Source organism: Paraburkholderia sp. GAS448, assembly GCF_050435685.1.
GTDB lineage: Bacteria > Pseudomonadota > Gammaproteobacteria > Burkholderiales > Burkholderiaceae > Paraburkholderia.
Genome location: NZ_JBNDKT010000086.1, coordinates 1 through 11,958, shown reverse-complemented (window position 1 = coordinate 11,958; position 11,958 = coordinate 1). Strand labels below are relative to the sequence as shown.

Genomic DNA, 11,958 nt, shown 5'->3' with positions numbered 1-11,958 from the left:
AACGGGAATCCGGCATATCGCGGAAAAGGGCAGTTCGCCCTCTTTTCGCCGACGTGGCGAATCTATCGCGGAGACAGCCAGGTCGGCACGATCCGGCGCCGGATCCTCGCGTGGGCGCCCACGTGGGATATCTCCGGCGAACTCGGCACGTTCAGGATCAAGCGGAAGCGCCTCGCATTGACGCGCCAGTATTACGCGGTCGGCGGGCCAGCGCACGGCGCCACGGTGACCGGCAACCTGTGGGACTTTAAATTCCGTGTCGCCCGCGCGGGCGAGACCCTGGCCAAGGCCAGGGGACGCCTGCTGACGATGCGCGATCGACACGATGTCGAGGTGTTCGGCCAGCCCGAACTCTTCGTGGTATTCGCAATGCTGGTCCTGCAGATGGAGCGCCGCGACGAACGACGCAAGGAACAACTGGGGCAAGATACCTAACCCACCACCAACGACGGCGAGGAACAGACATTGAGTGAATACGTGCCGTTGGTGATCCGCAAACCGCAGGACGCGGCCGACGCGAAAAAGGTGCAGGAGGCGCTCGAGACGCTGCGCCACCAGACTGCTATGTCTAACACCTCTTGGCGGATCAACGAGTTGCGCCAGACGATCGTAGTGGTATAGTTTATCCAGCCGTTCAGTCGGCATCTTTCCTCAGGACCGCCTCCGCGCCCGTCCAAGCTCCGCCGGGTTATGCCCCGCCGAGCGTCTCGCTCTCTCCTTTTCAACCGCCCGTGAGCGGGTAGAAAGGAGAAGCCAATGAACCGCAATCAAGTGCAGCAAAGCCACGTAAGCTGGGTTCAACCCCGGCAACCTGACGGCGATGGGGCGCAGCAACCTCGAATTGGCCGGCTTGCCGACCGACTTCGAAGCCTGGCTCAAGTTGGTGGAGGAGACGGGGCAATACGCCAAGCGAACGGCCTATGCCCGCCACTGGCTCCACGGCCGCACGCCCGACCAGGCGATCGAGCTTGTTGCCGCAGATGTGGCAGCGGAGGAGATCGCCCAGCAAGTGTTCCGTTTGTCCAACGAAGCCGCTCGTAAGATCAACCCGCAGCACTTCAAGTTCGGCGCGGCCCATATCGCGGAATGCGTTGCGGTCCGGGTCGAGCAGAGCATCTGATCAGGAGGACAAGCATGGGTCACCGCCAGCTGGGTCATCCGGGAGAAGGGCACGAGACGTTCGACAAGCGCCTGGTCGAGAGGCTGAACACCGTGAAGTACGAAGCGGTGCCGATCCTAGACTACCTCGGCGAGGTCAACGCCAACGCTCGGAACCAATGAAGTCCGACCCGCCGCACGCTCCCATCCGGGACGTCGGCGGTGTCGACCTCCAGAATCCTTGTGGTATAGTCATCTCAGCCGTTAGATCGGCATCTCTCTCAGGCGCTTGCCGCCACCTCAGCGTTCCAGTGCAGTCGCTTCGCCGGGCCCGCCAGCCCCGCCGAGCACCTTGCTCTCTCCTTGATCAACCACCCCCACCAGGGTACGAAGGAGAAACGCATGAACCGCAATATCCCGAGCAACACGGAACAGCCGAAACCTCTGCAGCTTCTTCAGGACGTCGTCGCAGCCCAAGTGCGCCTGTGGGACGCTCGCTCGGTCCTCGAAAAGGCAACCGCGCCCGGCGGCGAGTATTCCGACCGCGCGAACGACCAGGTCATCGAGTACGTCAATTCGCTCGCGGCTGGCCTCCACGGTGCCGACGAAGCGTGCACGTGACCGATGAGCACCTGCAAAAGGTACTTTCCCTCTCGAACAAGTAACCGGAACGCCTGCCATCCTGATCTCCGGATGGCAGGCCGCAGTTTGCTCCGCCGGGCAGCGCCCAGCCGAGCATTCTCGCTCGCTCCTTTTTCAACCACCCGATACGGGCATCATGGAGAAGAGCATGAATAGCAACAATGAATCGAACCTGACCGCGATCAATCCGGAAGGCGAGGAAGAGCAGGAAGGTCGAACGAGCATCAGCGTCACGATCGAGCTCGATGTTCACGATCCCGCCGCGTTCCGCCAAGTCGCGTACAAACGCGCGCTGGAAGACGGTCTCGACGAAGAAGATGCGAAAGAGTATGTGGATCCGAAGAAGATGAGCCTCGGCGCATGCGCGATCATGATTCTGGACCCCGGTGTGTCGCCGGATGGCGCGGACATTGAGAATTCGAGCTCGGACGAGCAGTAAGCGCGACGCTCCTGCGCAAGCTATCACACTGCAATCACGCTCGCCGGCCCCTCTGTGGGCTGGTGGGTGTCACCTAGGACTCAGCCGGTCGGGCAGACCCGCTGAGCGCAGCTCTCTCCTTTATCAACGCCCGCCTGGGCATCAAAGGAGAAAATCATGACCAGAAATCGCATCATCCAGTCACCGTTCGCGCACCACGTCAACCACAAGTGGTACCTGAGCAGTCACGCCGTACCGGCTGTCGATACGATCAAGGCCTATCGGGACCAGGTTCGGCAAGCGTACGGGCATCTGCGGGGCGTGAAATTTGCCGCGCAGGGTATCGACTACACGCACTTCGTCCTTCGGGACGGGGTACTCGATCCCGTGAAGACGAGTCACGACATCGGCAGTATGTTGAAGTATTGGGCGCTCGCGAATCAGCCGAGTGGATACCAATATCCGGTTCAGGACTCGCCTTTGCAGGTGCGACTCGTGCGTGAGGATGGAAAGGCGAGTATTCGCCTGAGGCTCTACGATGTGACAGGGCCGGAAGGAACGTTCACTCGTCTCGGTGCCTACGTCAACGACGACAACGATTCGAAACATACCATCGACATTCCCTTGTCGGAAGAAGGGCGGCTCGAAAAGGCCGTTTTCCTCGCGATCGAAGATTGTCTCGAAAAGATCGACAGGCTCGAAAAACGCGCTGCTCAGCAGTTGGCAGCCGCGTAACGGTAGCTCGCGTTCAGCAACCAAAACACGTTTCGCCGGTCCTTCGGGGGCCAGCGAGGCCGCTTCTACGCTCAGCCGGCCAAGCCGGCCCACTGAGCGCTGCTCGCTCCTTTATCAGCCCCTGAGGGCAGAATGGAGAAAACCCCATGAATAGCAAGAAATCGCTTCAAGGCATGGCGAGCATTTTGGAACCACTAAACTGTCAGCCTCCGCAGCAGCAGTCGCTGTTCGAGGCGGATCTTTCCGATGTGACCGGCCCGTGGATAGCGTTCGATCCGTACGCGTACGACAAATACGTGGTCATGTTCAGCGGGGGTAAAGATTCGGCAGCAACGGTCCTGCACCTGCTCGACATCGGTATCGATCCGAGTCGCATCGAGCTCTGGCATCACGACGTCGACGGCAACGGCGAATCCTTCATGGATTGGCCTGTGACCAGCGACTACTGCCGGCGGTTCGCGGCGGCATTCGGCTTGCCATTGTACTTCAGCTGGCGTGTGGGCGGCTTTCTGCGCGAGATGCTTCGCGAGAACCAGTCCACCGCGCCGGTCGTGACCGAAACACCGGACGGGCTAATCCAGGCCGGCGGGGTAGGGCCGCAGAACACGCGGCGCAAGTTCCCGCAGGTGACGGCAGCTCTGTCGCAGAGATGGTGCTCGGCCAGTCTCAAGGTCGATGTCGGCGCCGCAGCAATGAGGAACCAGCCTCGATTCTTGGGCATCCGCTCCCTCGTTTGCACGGGGGAGCGCGCTCAAGAGTCGGCGGCGCGGTCGAAGTACCTCGCTAACGAGCCGGATCGCTGCCACACGCAGAGCCGGCACGTCGACCATTGGCGTCCGGTGCTGCAGTGGTCTGAGGAACAGGTGTGGGACATCATGAAGCGCTTCGGTGTACGCCCGCATCCGGCGTACTACCTGGGTTTCAACCGGGTGTCCTGTGCCCACTGCATCTTCTCGGACTGCCACCAGCGGGCCACCGAGCGAAAACTCATGCCGATGCGCCTCGTGCGGATCGCCGACCTCGAACGCGAGTTCGGGCTGACGATCCACCGCAGGAAGTCGGTACATCAGTTGGCCGACGAAGGCACGCCGTACGTGTATGACGAAGCGATCGCCGCCTTGGCGCTCTCGACAGAATACACGGTGCCGATTCGGATCGCGCCGGCCGAATGGGCGCTGCCGTCCGGAGCCTTCAAGCAGGGCGCCGGTCCGCAGTGAGAGAGGAAAACGAACGTTTGGCTGGGAAGTACGGAAGTGTGTGGCAAGGCCGTCAGTGTTCTGCCGTTCGTCTCGGTGTTTAACGCAGGGCCGAGGCACCTCAGGCGTTCCGGCAAGCCGCTTCGATTTCGTTCTCGTCCTTCGTACGAGCCGAGATGGTCGCGGCCGAAGTAACTTATCAACCCTGGCGGGACGCCGTTCCCGCCAGGGACGGTTCTCGCTCATTCTGGAGAGTCGTATGGAAAACATCAGCATCAACCCGAATCGCAACATCAAAAGCAACATGGAAGGGGAACCGGCATGAAGATCGTGACAGCCGCAGACCTGAACCTGATCCGCTCCAGCATGCCGACGTCGCTAAAAGGCCGCTTGATCGTCGACTCGCTGGTGATGGGCTACCCGCAGCTTGGCGTCTTGCACGAGGGGCGTTCGATCACGGCGCCGTGCTTCGACACCAAGATGTCGGCTTCGGTAGATCCGAGCCAGTACGGACTGTCGAGCGAAGAGGCCCGCTTCATTGTCGCGACGAACGACAGACTGAAGGCTGAGTACGCTTCGACGTAGTCATCAACCCGCAACCCGCGCCTGCCGCCCGTCCGTTGGACGGACGGCGGGCGTTTCCTTTTCTGCCGCGCGACGGTTCAGCGGCGGCGCGATCCGGCCGATAACGAGATGTAGAACGCAATTATTCGGGTTTGCATTGCACGGATCCGGTACGACAATGGCTCCACGGTATCGAAGGACCGTCAGGCCAACAAGAATCAAGGAGCGCATCAACATGGCTGCATTCGAGAATTTCCTCGACCAGATCAAAGAAGCCGGCATTCAAATCCAGAACGAAGGGGCGCTGGCTAAGAAAGCGCGATCCGTATCGGATTGGCCGTCGGCCGTGGCAGAAGCCGCGTCGACCGGGCGCAAGGAAGGGATTCTGTTCGAGCGCGCGAGGGCCGACGAGCCTACGGACGAACGCCTGGCCACGATTCTCAGCGGGTACAGCTTCACGCCGGTCGAAGCCCGCGCGGTCATCGACAACACCCTGCTGGCTGGCCAGCGCGCGTAAGAGGAGGCGCGTACCACATGCTTGATACTCGACGCGTCATCTCGCTGTTCGTCGGCCTTGTCCTCATCGCGGGTCTCGGCATTTCCATCGGGCGCCTGGCCGGCAAGAGCGATGGCATCGCCTCCCGTCAGCGCCTCGAGATCGTCTGGCCGGACCTGATGCAGATGCGCGACCAGGATCGCGCGCTGCTTGCTGGACTGGCGCTGACCTGCCACGTGCAGGACCGAACCAAGGATCAGGCGGCTGTGCTCGAATGCCTGCACGAAGCTGTCGAGGACGAGCATCCGCGTCTCCCGTATGGCATGGACCGTAAGCAGGCTCGGGACCGCCTGAACCAGCTGATCCCGCAGCCGCCGCGCACAAAGGCGGCCTGATGAACGACATGGTCTCAGAAGATTTCCTGGCGTTCATACTGCCGAAGACGCTCGCCTGGGCGAACGTGCAGGCACAGAAGGGGCTGGCGGCCGGCCGCGTGCTGACGCCGGCCGAGCTCGAGGACGCGCGGCGGGTAGGGGTGTCGGCGCCAGAGAAGATCCGGCTCGCGCTCGTCGACGAAGTCCCCATGCCGGACGATCCGACGCTCCGCAAGGTCGCGATCCGCACCGGACTGCTCAATCACGACATCGCCGGCCTGGCGCTGGGCTACGCGATCTTCATCACGCCGCGACACCTCTCGCGGCGCCTGCTGACCCATGAATGCCGCCACGTCCATCAGTGCGAGGCGGCCGGCTCGATAGACAAGTTCATGCCCGAATACCTGCGCCAGATCACCACAGTTGGTTACCTGATCGCGCCGCTCGAAATCGACGCGACCCAGCACGAACTCGTCTGAGGGTCTGCTACTCGGAGAGGTACTGCGGGAGGGGGTAGCGGGTCACGCTCGACGAGCGGCCCGTCGATCGCGGCGCCGGCACCACGTCGGCCTCCGGCATCCAGAAGCATCCGCGCTCGAGCTGCTCAAGAACGTCGAAGTGTTCAGACTCGAGCGCCAGGCACTTGCCGGCGCGAACACCATCCAGCACTGCGAACAGTTGCCATTGGGTGGGCCACTGGTCATCGCCTTCGATCAGGAAACGGAGCTCGCCGTCGACGCGCACTTCGTACACTGACTCCGACACGCGAGTCGAACGTACGCGTGCCGCATACGGGCTCGCGCGCGTGGCGCGGCGGGGCAGGGACTGAGCGGACTGGCGCATGGCCGAAACTCCAATGGCAGGAACATCTTCAGTGTCTCCCGGCACACTAGGGATGCAAGCCGGCGGGCCTACGCCCGCGGAAATGAAGAGAGGGAGCAACGCCTTGCGGCATCGCTCCCTCATGTTCCTTGTGGCCGAAGCCGCACAACACGTCAATGAAAATGCTGCGCCACTCGAAGACCATCGACCACGCGACGATACTTCTGCAGGCTGTCCAGCACGCCCTGCGTCGCAACCATCAGAGCCTGCGTTTCCGCCTGCATGCCCGGGTGACACTCCTGCAGGCTCTCGTTCAGCGTTTTCATGTAGTCCGTGTAGCTCTCGATATGACCGTCGATCAGGCGCATGCTTCCTCCGCCGTCTCGACGCGTTTCTGCGCCACCCACTGAATCGCGCGCGCGAGCGCGGTGTTCATGCGTGCAACGATCTCGGCACACAGCGCCTCGAGCGTATCGGCGTAGACGAACGGCTCGTTGTCGACCAGGTGCGTCGTCGACTGGAACGCCCAGTGCGGCCCGGTCTGCACCCAGAGATGTGCAGCAAAGCGCTCGTCCAAATGATGCCGGTACCTGCAAACCTTCCTGCCGTCGCGATACTCCGCTGCCGGCATGAAGATACGGATCTCCGCGTGGATCGTTGCCGGATCGCCGTAGCGCTCCTCACCCGAAACACCAGGGGTCGCCTGGCGGTCGATGTAGATCGAGGCCCCCATCGAGGCGGTCGAGCGCACCGGACAACCCTCCCAGAACGACAGGCGGCCATCGGGTATCCGCCAGGCATGTCCGTCGGGAAGCTTGATGCTGGCCACCAAGACTTCGTCGGCCGCCTTGACGCGCTCGGCGATCAGGGTGCCCAACTCCTGCACAGTCGGCAGTTGCTTGTCGGCTTGCTTGTTGCTGTTCATGGATTCTCCTTTGTGCCCGAATGGGGCTGTTTGAAAGGAGATGCCCGGGAGGGCTGGGCCGGACGTAACCCGGCGCAGGCAATGTCACATCAGGCCTGATGGCGAGAGGCGCAAGGGGCTTTCTGGGGTGCTGGAACGCAATCGAGCTCAGGGCGAGCAGCATTCCGGTGAGGTGTTTTGCCGATCAAACGGCTGCGTGTATTTTCGCAGAGCCATCCCAGATGGTCAACGTGCCGTCACGGCCGGTTGTGGCCAGCGGTGCCTCGCAGCAGCGGCTCTGCCACGTGCGCGCGTGTTGGCCATCGGTCGACGAAGGATCGACCGGGCCGGTCCGCGGAAGCGTGATGCGGAAGCACTCGCCACAGCGCCAGAGCTTGCCGGGCGGAAGAGAGGGAACCAGTTGGAGAAGAGGGGATGCGGACGGCATGGTGTTGCGTGAGATGGTCGATCTGCCTATATACGGCAGCTCCGTGAAATGTTTCTGGGGTGTCTTCGAAATTTTTTTCCGAGGGCACAAAACGGAGCCGCCAGAGCACGCGCCGGGCGTGTCTGGCGATCCGTGGTTGCCGATGTGACACTTAGCGACCGTCGTTCGGCAGGCGGAAGCCGACGAGCAGGCTGTGACCCCCGCCGTTGCGGATCTGGCGCAGCAGCGGACCTTCCGGTTCGCGATCGTCCCGACCGGACAACCAGAGGTCAGCCAATTTCTTCTTCCAGTAGCGACCGTGGCGACGCGCGAACGTCAGCAACGCGTTGGTCTGTTCCGGTGTCAGCGATTCCTTGTCATGCTTCATGGTCTTCTCCTTTGTGCCTCTCGGGCGGTTCAAAAGGAGGTGAGTACAGCTCAGGAGACATGGTGCCTTCTGAGATGCCGGCGGCGCGCACGCCTCGTAGGAGTGCGCGTTCCGGGTTCAACTCGATCGTATTTCCGCGGCTTAGAAGGCAAGCCGGAATTGATCACCTGATTTCGGTCGCATCCGTTCGATGGCGGTATTCATCCAGGCGTCCATCTTCTCGGCCCGGTGCACCATGTTGTTTGAAATGCCGAGGCGGAACGCTGCCTGACGCGCGCCGTAGTCCCACGCCATGCTGTCGCAAGAAGCGACGATGTGGGAGTACATCTTGACGCCCTCGAGCGCTGCGCCTTTCACTCCGAACAGGTGCAGTTTCGTGCCTTTCGGCAGTCGGCCTTCCAGTCCGTCGAGAATGGCGAAGAGCCCGTGCTTCGGATGATGAAGGTCGCGTCGACAAACCGAACCGAGACCCATCAACGAAGGCGGCGCCAGCCACGCGTGCCGGTCCCACACCTCCATCGTCAGATCGAGGCTCTTCAGGTATTCATCGAGCTCGAAGCCCTGACAAATCGGCACCGGCGGCTTGAGGTCGTTCGCGATCGTCACCGATCGGACACCTTCCAGCGCGTAGTCGGCCTGCCACTTCTCGATGATCTGGAGCAGCGCCTCGAGCATCGTTGCCGTTGCCCGGATACGCCAGTCTGTGTCGATTCCACCATTCGTCGCTTCGGGCTCGCAGCACAGGTCCATGCTGCTGTACCAGGTTGGACGAAGCAGAAACGCGAGCTCGAGGTAAGCCGCATACGACCATGGGTAGATGCCCCCGACACCGGCCTGCTTGCCCTTCGACTTGAAGTTCATCATGGCGACGAACCCGGCCGAATCCAGCGCGACGTCAACGTCCTGCAACGGCGAAATGTCCGGTACGTCGAAGCGCCCTGTCTTGTGGTTGAAGAACGCGTTCGCCGACACCATCGCCGGATAGCCGCTCTCGAACGCATGGACCGCGAGCTTGCCTCCACGGTGCGGGATGCCAGTGCGCATCACCATCTCGTCGCCGATAGGCGCGTTGATCTGTCTGTCCGGAATGACGCCCACGGGCCCAAGCAGACGGTCCATCTTTGTTTCAAAGTTGCTGTTCATGTGGATCTCCTCATGCCCGAGATGGGCGGATAAACCGAGGAGCTCGAGGCTCTGCGTAGCCGAAAGAGCTAGGCAGAACGCGCGCGACGAACGAGCGGAACCGATAGACGGTCGACGACAGCGGGCAGGTGAGGATCAAGGTCGGCCAGAGCGGCCAAAGAGACTTTCGGATACGCGGGCGACTGGTAGCCCCGGAATGATGAGATGCCGATCGAACGGCTGGGGGGATGATAACCGGACGGGACGACTGGCGCAACGATTCTGAATCGCGCGACTCGGTGAAAGGTGAGGGTAGCCTACCGGTCGTGAGACTGGCAGGCCATGCAACTTACAGGCTCGGAGCGACATGGTGAATGTCAACCACTCCGTTGACAGGTCCTGAACGATGACGCGCTGCTGTTCCGAAATACCGCGGAGGGGAGTCGGCGCCTAAGCGCACTGTCGAAGCTCAACACTTCAAAAGTGCACTCGGATTTCAACGTCATGCCGATCTAACGGCTGAGTGGACAGTAACGCGGCACACGTATTGCGACAAGCCCACGGCCGCCGGGGCAACGTCATGCGGCCTCGTGTTCCGAGTGCGCTGCTTTGCCATGCGTGACCGCGACCAGATCACTCCAACCAACCATCTTGACCTTGCGGTAGTGCAGTGTCACATTCCTGGTCGGCCTCGCGCGCAACGCTTCGCTCGTCGTTGCCGCATGGGGTAACGACGGGGAGCACCTCGGGCGCGACCGCGTCGTGCGCGCGATGATCCCCAACCTGCATTGCCTGAAAGTCACTGGGGCAGAGCAGCTGCACCACCCGCTTTACCTGCCCGGTGACCCCTGATGCCGATAGCGTTCCCCTGAGTGCAGGCGGGCCACACGGCGTGTGTGGCCAACGCACCTGCCGCACGATCGCCACGTTGCGCTCAAACAGCGCTCGCGTTGCAACTCCATGACCGGTGAATGCCGCCTGCGCCTGCTTACTCCAACCGCGCGCCGCCGCGCGTGCGATCGAGCTTATTGCGGCTGCGCGGGTGCACTGTGCGGCGCCTTGGCCGCCGCAGCGAGGTCTTCCGACAGGCTGGTACGCAGCGTCGCGATTGCCTGCTCGGGATTGGTGGGCGTCAACTGCTCGCGAGCCAGCGAATCGTAGATGTAGTGCCGCAGCATCGGGTCCTGCGTTTTTCTGAGTACGTCGTGATACACCGCGACGATGCCGTCCGGATGTCCGCTCAGCGCATAGAGGCGGCGTAGTTGCTCCAGGTCATTCACCACCGCGAAGCCCGGACCACGCGGCCCCATCTTCGGACCGCCCGAACCCATCGGGTCATGCGGCGACGGGCCGTCACCGCGCTGCGGCTCGCCATGCGTTGGGGCGGGCGGCGGCGGTGCGTCCTGTGCAGACGCAGTCAGCGGGCCCACGCTCAGAAGTGCAGCCATCGCCGCGCTGAAAATTGCTTTTTTCATGAGGTCGCTCCTATCGACACCGCTGGCGCAACGGTGCGCCGGCACATGAGCAACGATAGTCGACATGTGAAATCGTGGGGTTACTGAATCCGGCAGGCATGCTTACCAAAACTTGCATTGGTCATTTCGTGGAGGCCTTGCTCGTTGAGTTTTCAAGGGGTTCGGCGCGTTCTCGCTTATCCCAAACAAGGTCCGACTGCCACTATTCAGGCCGCACTCCCACGATTTACTTCTGAAGGCGCGTCAGGGCAACGCAACCGCGCGTGCCGGGCGTTGCACGAGCGCGAGAAATATTTTTCCTAGCGCCGGCTAAGCCGGCGTTTCCCCGGGGTCTAGTGGCCGATCCAACCGGCCTTCTTCATCGTAAAGCGCATGTCGGTTGGGTTCGCGATGAACCGCTCACATTCCACAACCGCGCCCTTAAGGATCGTTACGCTGCCGTCGCCATGTGATTTGAAGTGGTCCACGTCGACCGTACAGTTCGCCGGGTCCTGACACAACCTCAACGGTCTCGCGATGGGTGAATGTCGACAGCGCGACGGCGATGACCACGACAAGCGTGAATGTGCCGATGTAGAGCTTCGTAAAGCCGTCGATCCGGCCGATTCGCGCGAAGATGTTTTTCATCGTTTTTCTCTCGATCCGGCAGCCGGCCGGGCGGGGCGTCGCAGCGCCGTGCTATTCCGTCCTATTTTCGACCACCACGTCCCTTCGGCCGTTGATTCGCCTCTTCGCGAGGCACGTGTGCGAAAATGTTGGCCCAATCTGGCGCTGCCATCGCCTCGAACTCCTCGTTCGCTCGCTCTGGCAATTCTTTCCACGCGGCAGTGACCGCGGTGATTGCTTCTTGCGTACACGGGATCGGACAGTCGTACGTGAGGTAGTTGTGTAAGAACTGTAGTGCGTCTTTCCGACGATAGTATTGGTTTGCCTTCGTCTGGAGCTTAAGGCTCGTCGCGCATACTGCAATTACACCTGGCAGCAGGGTTAACGCACCGACTAGTTTGCTACCCGCCAACTCCAAAACTCCTAAGACTCCGCCGAGAGGCTGACGGCAATGGCCATGCATAGCAAAAGTACGTTCAGGCTGTAGTTTCGCTTCGCGAGTTTTCGATAGTGGTCGACTGTAGAGTCGATATCGTCCATAAGAAGCGCCTTCCGTAGCGCAACCTCCGAGACAGCGGCCGGGGCATTCGTACTGTCGTTCATAGGGCGGATTCAACCGGTCGTCGCAACACCCTTGACTGAGGAGGTGTCTATGGGACGACCAGCGGGTTGGATGCATAAGTTGACAGGC

At 61.6% G+C, this 11,958-nt stretch carries 20 protein-coding genes; 13 read left to right on the top strand and 7 right to left on the bottom strand.

Translation table 11 applies throughout. The features are described from left to right. The 12 genes from P3T23_RS46315 to P3T23_RS46260 form a co-directional block, all read left to right on the top strand. A partial coding sequence (locus tag P3T23_RS46315) for a hypothetical protein (protein WP_429322724.1) occupies positions 1-435 on the top strand: 435 nt, incomplete at its 5' end. A 30-nt stretch (positions 436-465) separates the two neighbouring features. Continuing rightward, positions 466-621 carry a hypothetical protein gene (locus P3T23_RS46310; RefSeq protein ID WP_429322723.1) on the top strand — a complete coding sequence of 52 codons (156 nt, stop codon included), beginning with the start codon at positions 466-468 and terminating at the stop codon, positions 619-621. 199 nt (positions 622-820) lie between these two features. Beyond that, entirely contained in the window at positions 821-1,120 is a 300-nt protein-coding gene (locus tag P3T23_RS46305; protein ID WP_429322722.1) for a hypothetical protein, read from the top strand. A 14-nt stretch (positions 1,121-1,134) separates the two neighbouring features. After that, positions 1,135-1,281 carry a hypothetical protein gene (locus P3T23_RS46300; protein WP_429322721.1) on the top strand — a complete coding sequence of 49 codons (147 nt, stop codon included), beginning with the start codon at positions 1,135-1,137 and terminating at the stop codon, positions 1,279-1,281. Positions 1,282-1,500: 219 nt separating this feature from the next. Continuing rightward, positions 1,501-1,719, top strand: a complete 219-nt coding sequence (locus P3T23_RS46295; protein ID WP_429322720.1) for a hypothetical protein — start codon at positions 1,501-1,503, stop codon at positions 1,717-1,719. Positions 1,720-1,888: 169 nt separating this feature from the next. Continuing rightward, entirely contained in the window at positions 1,889-2,179 is a 291-nt protein-coding gene (locus P3T23_RS46290; RefSeq protein ID WP_429322719.1) for a hypothetical protein, read from the top strand. Between the two features lie 156 nt (positions 2,180-2,335). After that, positions 2,336-2,893: a hypothetical protein gene (locus tag P3T23_RS46285; protein ID WP_429322718.1), complete on the top strand. Its 558-nt coding sequence runs from the start codon at positions 2,336-2,338 to the stop codon at positions 2,891-2,893. Positions 2,894-3,039: 146 nt separating this feature from the next. Beyond that, entirely contained in the window at positions 3,040-4,110 is a 1,071-nt protein-coding gene (locus P3T23_RS46280) for a phosphoadenosine phosphosulfate reductase family protein (protein ID WP_429322717.1), read from the top strand. Positions 4,111-4,410: 300 nt separating this feature from the next. After that, entirely contained in the window at positions 4,411-4,674 is a 264-nt protein-coding gene (locus tag P3T23_RS46275) for a hypothetical protein (protein ID WP_429322716.1), read from the top strand. Between the two features lie 214 nt (positions 4,675-4,888). Beyond that, positions 4,889-5,170, top strand: coding sequence for a hypothetical protein (locus tag P3T23_RS46270; protein ID WP_429322715.1), 282 nt, complete (start codon positions 4,889-4,891; stop codon positions 5,168-5,170). A gap of 17 nt (positions 5,171-5,187) precedes the next feature. After that, on the top strand, positions 5,188-5,544 hold the full coding sequence (locus tag P3T23_RS46265; RefSeq protein WP_429322714.1) for a hypothetical protein: 357 nt from the start codon (positions 5,188-5,190) through the stop codon (positions 5,542-5,544). Beyond that, a complete protein-coding gene (locus tag P3T23_RS46260; RefSeq protein ID WP_429322713.1) occupies positions 5,544-6,002 on the top strand; it encodes a hypothetical protein in 459 nt (152 codons plus the stop codon). The genes P3T23_RS46265 and P3T23_RS46260 overlap by 1 nt, the downstream gene beginning before the upstream one ends. A 7-nt stretch (positions 6,003-6,009) precedes the next feature. Here P3T23_RS46260 and P3T23_RS46255 read toward each other — a convergent pair whose 3' ends face one another. From P3T23_RS46255 to P3T23_RS46235, 5 genes are all read right to left on the bottom strand, one after another. Further along, positions 6,010-6,366 (bottom strand): hypothetical protein, encoded by a 357-nt coding sequence (locus P3T23_RS46255; RefSeq protein ID WP_429322712.1) that lies wholly within the window; start codon positions 6,364-6,366, stop codon positions 6,010-6,012. 152 nt (positions 6,367-6,518) lie between these two features. Next, on the bottom strand, positions 6,519-6,713 hold the full coding sequence (locus P3T23_RS46250; protein WP_429322711.1) for a hypothetical protein: 195 nt from the start codon (positions 6,711-6,713) through the stop codon (positions 6,519-6,521). Beyond that, a complete protein-coding gene (locus tag P3T23_RS46245) occupies positions 6,704-7,270 on the bottom strand; it encodes a hypothetical protein (RefSeq protein WP_429322710.1) in 567 nt (188 codons plus the stop codon). Before P3T23_RS46245 ends, P3T23_RS46250 begins: the two co-directional genes overlap by 10 nt. Before the next feature lie 578 nt (positions 7,271-7,848). Next, a complete protein-coding gene (locus P3T23_RS46240; RefSeq protein WP_429322709.1) occupies positions 7,849-8,064 on the bottom strand; it encodes a hypothetical protein in 216 nt (71 codons plus the stop codon). Positions 8,065-8,205: 141 nt separating this feature from the next. Then, positions 8,206-9,207 (bottom strand): DUF7221 family queuine tRNA-ribosyltransferase-like protein, encoded by a 1,002-nt coding sequence (locus P3T23_RS46235; protein ID WP_429322708.1) that lies wholly within the window; start codon positions 9,205-9,207, stop codon positions 8,206-8,208. 660 nt (positions 9,208-9,867) lie between these two features. Between P3T23_RS46235 and P3T23_RS46230 the strand changes: the two genes are divergently transcribed. Then, complete coding sequence (locus P3T23_RS46230) at positions 9,868-10,038, top strand: DUF1643 domain-containing protein (protein ID WP_429322725.1); 171 nt, start codon at positions 9,868-9,870, stop codon at positions 10,036-10,038. Between the two features lie 173 nt (positions 10,039-10,211). Here P3T23_RS46230 and P3T23_RS46225 read toward each other — a convergent pair whose 3' ends face one another. Continuing rightward, entirely contained in the window at positions 10,212-10,661 is a 450-nt protein-coding gene (locus tag P3T23_RS46225) for a hypothetical protein (protein ID WP_429322707.1), read from the bottom strand. Positions 10,662-11,081: 420 nt separating this feature from the next. Then, positions 11,082-11,288, bottom strand: a complete 207-nt coding sequence (locus P3T23_RS46220) for a hypothetical protein (RefSeq protein WP_429322706.1) — start codon at positions 11,286-11,288, stop codon at positions 11,082-11,084. Positions 11,289-11,958 lie beyond the last annotated feature (670 nt).

Coding starts and splice junctions, on each gene's coding strand:
- P3T23_RS46305 (WP_429322722.1), top strand. CDS start 821: ATGGGGCGCAGCAACCTCGAATTGGCCGGCTTGCCGACCGACTTCGAA.
- P3T23_RS46300 (WP_429322721.1), top strand. CDS start 1,135: ATGGGTCACCGCCAGCTGGGTCATCCGGGAGAAGGGCACGAGACGTTC.
- P3T23_RS46295 (WP_429322720.1), top strand. CDS start 1,501: ATGAACCGCAATATCCCGAGCAACACGGAACAGCCGAAACCTCTGCAG.
- P3T23_RS46290 (WP_429322719.1), top strand. CDS start 1,889: ATGAATAGCAACAATGAATCGAACCTGACCGCGATCAATCCGGAAGGC.
- P3T23_RS46285 (WP_429322718.1), top strand. CDS start 2,336: ATGACCAGAAATCGCATCATCCAGTCACCGTTCGCGCACCACGTCAAC.
- P3T23_RS46280 (WP_429322717.1), top strand. CDS start 3,040: ATGAATAGCAAGAAATCGCTTCAAGGCATGGCGAGCATTTTGGAACCA.
- P3T23_RS46275 (WP_429322716.1), top strand. CDS start 4,411: ATGAAGATCGTGACAGCCGCAGACCTGAACCTGATCCGCTCCAGCATG.
- P3T23_RS46270 (WP_429322715.1), top strand. CDS start 4,889: ATGGCTGCATTCGAGAATTTCCTCGACCAGATCAAAGAAGCCGGCATT.
- P3T23_RS46265 (WP_429322714.1), top strand. CDS start 5,188: ATGCTTGATACTCGACGCGTCATCTCGCTGTTCGTCGGCCTTGTCCTC.
- P3T23_RS46260 (WP_429322713.1), top strand. CDS start 5,544: ATGAACGACATGGTCTCAGAAGATTTCCTGGCGTTCATACTGCCGAAG.
- P3T23_RS46255 (WP_429322712.1), bottom strand. CDS start 6,366: ATGCGCCAGTCCGCTCAGTCCCTGCCCCGCCGCGCCACGCGCGCGAGC.
- P3T23_RS46250 (WP_429322711.1), bottom strand. CDS start 6,713: ATGCGCCTGATCGACGGTCATATCGAGAGCTACACGGACTACATGAAA.
- P3T23_RS46245 (WP_429322710.1), bottom strand. CDS start 7,270: ATGAACAGCAACAAGCAAGCCGACAAGCAACTGCCGACTGTGCAGGAG.
- P3T23_RS46240 (WP_429322709.1), bottom strand. CDS start 8,064: ATGAAGCATGACAAGGAATCGCTGACACCGGAACAGACCAACGCGTTG.
- P3T23_RS46235 (WP_429322708.1), bottom strand. CDS start 9,207: ATGAACAGCAACTTTGAAACAAAGATGGACCGTCTGCTTGGGCCCGTG.
- P3T23_RS46225 (WP_429322707.1), bottom strand. CDS start 10,661: ATGAAAAAAGCAATTTTCAGCGCGGCGATGGCTGCACTTCTGAGCGTG.
- P3T23_RS46220 (WP_429322706.1), bottom strand. CDS start 11,288: ATGAAAAACATCTTCGCGCGAATCGGCCGGATCGACGGCTTTACGAAG.